General features: G+C 70.7%; 3 protein-coding genes, 2 tRNA genes and 1 pseudogene. 5 read left to right on the top strand and 1 reads right to left on the bottom strand.

Annotated elements, in window-relative coordinates; genetic code table 11:
• A pseudogene (locus tag B9S61_RS14760) lies at positions 1-709 on the bottom strand (hydrolase); the annotation flags it as partial.
• Positions 710-913: 204 nt separating this feature from the next.
• Here B9S61_RS14760 and B9S61_RS14755 point away from each other — a divergent pair.
• The 5 genes from B9S61_RS14755 to B9S61_RS14735 all read left to right on the top strand — a co-directional run bounded on the left by B9S61_RS14755 (position 914) and on the right by B9S61_RS14735 (position 2398).
• Positions 914-986, top strand: a tRNA-Thr gene (locus B9S61_RS14755).
• Positions 987-1032: 46 nt separating this feature from the next.
• A tRNA-Met gene (locus tag B9S61_RS14750) sits at positions 1033-1105 on the top strand.
• A gap of 88 nt (positions 1106-1193) precedes the next feature.
• Positions 1194-1358 (top strand): 50S ribosomal protein L33, encoded by a 165-nt coding sequence (gene rpmG, locus B9S61_RS14745; protein WP_003948671.1) that lies wholly within the window; start codon positions 1194-1196, stop codon positions 1356-1358.
• A 150-nt stretch (positions 1359-1508) separates the two neighbouring features.
• Positions 1509-1961: a MaoC family dehydratase N-terminal domain-containing protein gene (locus B9S61_RS14740; protein ID WP_103542665.1), complete on the top strand. Its 453-nt coding sequence runs from the start codon at positions 1509-1511 to the stop codon at positions 1959-1961.
• Between the two features lie 8 nt (positions 1962-1969).
• The gene (locus B9S61_RS14735; RefSeq protein ID WP_103542666.1) at positions 1970-2398 is read left to right on the top strand and encodes a MaoC family dehydratase; all 429 of its coding nucleotides are present in this window, start codon (positions 1970-1972) and stop codon (positions 2396-2398) included.
• Positions 2399-2447 lie beyond the last annotated feature (49 nt).

The following is a 2447-nucleotide window of genomic DNA, read 5'->3' as shown; positions in this document are numbered from 1 at the left end:
GCCCGCCCGCCATGGCCGCGAAGCGGGCCAGCCGGGCGGTGTCCGCGGCGTCCGTGTGCAGGTCGACGGGGCAGCCGTGTTCGGAGGCGACTGCGAGGACCGCCTCCACATATCCCGTGGGATCGGGGTCGAGGTCCGGGCAGCCGCCCACCACGGACGCGCCCATCTTCAGCGCGTCACGCAGCACGGCGAGCCCGTCCGCCCCCGCCACCCCGGTCAGCAGCCGCGGCACCGCGACCGTCGTCAGCTCGGCCAGCCCGCGCAGTGAGCGTCCCGCCCGCAGGACCCCGGTCAGCGCGCCCAGGCCGGCCAGGTCACCCACCCGCACATGGGCCCGCAGGGCCGTCGCGCCGTGCCCGAGCTGGAGCAGTGCCGCCTCCGTCGCGCGGCGCTGGACGTCCTCGGAGTCGTACGAGACCGGGCCGCCGGTGTCCGCGGACAGGGCGGTGTCGGCGTGGGCGTGGGGCTCGGCTGGGGCCGGGAGCAGCAGATAGCCCGTGAGATCGACCCGGGTGACGCGCGCGTGCGGGCTGCCCGCCGCCAGGCTGCCGGCCGTGCCGACCGCCTCGACGTGCCCGCCGCCCAGCCGTACGTCCACGGTCCGGCCGTCGGTGAGCCGCGCGCCGCACAGCAGCAGGGGGGCCGGGTCGGCCGGACCCGGGAGCGACGGCCACGAGTCGGACGGTGGCTGCGGCCGGCTGTCGGGCATCACACTCCTGGGGCTCCGGCTGCGCACTGGGACGTACTTCACGCCGAGACAGATCACGCAGAGTGAGACGAGCCTAGGATGACCGCCCGCCGCCGGCCGGGAGGAGCGCAATAGTCGTACCGGCGTGGTCCATCTCACGAGGGGACGGGGGCTCGAAACGGATTTGGGCGAACGGCAGCGGAGCGTGTAATGTCTTCATCGCTCGCCCCAATAGCTCAGTCGGCAGAGCGTCTCCATGGTAAGGAGAAGGTCAACGGTTCGATTCCGTTTTGGGGCTCTGGTGCGTGAGGTTCCCGTCGCGAGGCGGGGCCCGATCGCATCAAAGCGGTGTAGCTCAGTCGGTAGAGCAAGCGGCTCATAATCGCTGTGTCACCGGTTCAAGTCCGGTCACCGCTACAGACAGTAGCCGATTGCGGGGTCGGTCCTTCGATCGGCTACTCTTCTTGCGTAAATACAGTCAATCCGTTCGTCAAGGAGCACTCACGTGGCTGCCACCGACGTCCGCCCGAAGATCACGCTGGCCTGCGTGGAGTGCAAGGAGCGGAACTACATCACCAAGAAGAACCGGCGTAACAACCCGGATCGTCTCGAGATGAAGAAGCACTGCCCGCGTTGCAATGCGCACACCGCGCATCGCGAGACGCGATAAAACAGGCTCGTACACGAGGCCGTCTCCCCACCCGGGGGGCGGCCTCGTGTCGTTTCTCCACCGGGGGCCGGCCCGGCCGGCGCACCGCCGACCGGGCCGGCCGTCGGCAGACACAGTCCAAGACAGGCAGACACAGGAGGTGCCGCGCGCATGGCGCTCGACCAGTCCTTCGTGGGGCGGAGCTACCCGCCCACCGAGCCCTACGAGGTGGGCCGGGAGAAGATCCGTGAGTTCGCCGAGGCGGTGGGGGACGCCAATCCGGCGTACACGGACGTGGAGGCCGCCAAGGCGCTCGGCCACCCCGATGTGATCGCCCCGCCGACCTTCGTGTTCGCCATCAGCTTCAAGGCCGCCGGCCAGGTCGTCGCCGATCCGCAGCTCGGCCTCGACTACAGCCGGGTGGTGCACGGCGACCAGAAGTTCGCCTACAGCCGTCCGGTGCGCGCCGGTGACCGGCTCACCGTCACCTCGACCATCGAGACGGTTCGGTCGATGGCGGGCAACGAGGTGCTGGACATCCGCGGCGAGGTGCACGACCAGGACGGCGAGCACGTCGTGACCGCCTGGACCAAGCTGGTGGCCCGCGCGGCCGAGGAGGCGTGAACCACACCATGACGGCGAAGATCTTCCACGCCGACGTCGAGGTGGGCACCGAGCTGCCCGCACAGACGTTCCCCGTGACCCGCGCCACCCTCGTCCGGTACGCGGGTGCCTCCGGCGACTTCAACCCCATCCACTGGAACGAGAGGTTCGCCAAGGAGGTCGGCCTGCCCGACGTCATCGCGCACGGCATGTTCACCATGGCCGAGGCGATCCGCGTGGTGACCGACTGGGTGGGCGACCCGGGCGCGGTCGTCGAGTACGGCGTCCGCTTCATCCGTCCGGTCGTCGTCCCCGACGACGACCAGGGCGCCACCATCGAGGTCAGCGGCAAGGTCGCCGCGAAGCTCGACGACCACACGGTCCGCGTGGACCTCACCGCGACCAGCGCCGGACAGAAGGTCCTCGGCATGTCGCGGGCGATCGTCCGCCTGAGCTGACCGGGGGCGGCCGGGGAGCGGGCGCCGGGGAGCGCAGTGGCCCGGAGCG

Origin of the sequence: Streptomyces sp. SM1 (assembly GCF_002910825.1) — a bacterium.
GTDB lineage: Bacteria > Actinomycetota > Actinomycetes > Streptomycetales > Streptomycetaceae > Streptomyces > Streptomyces okerensis.
Note: the sequence above shows the minus strand (reverse complement) of the source record. Positions and strands in the feature narration are given on the sequence as shown.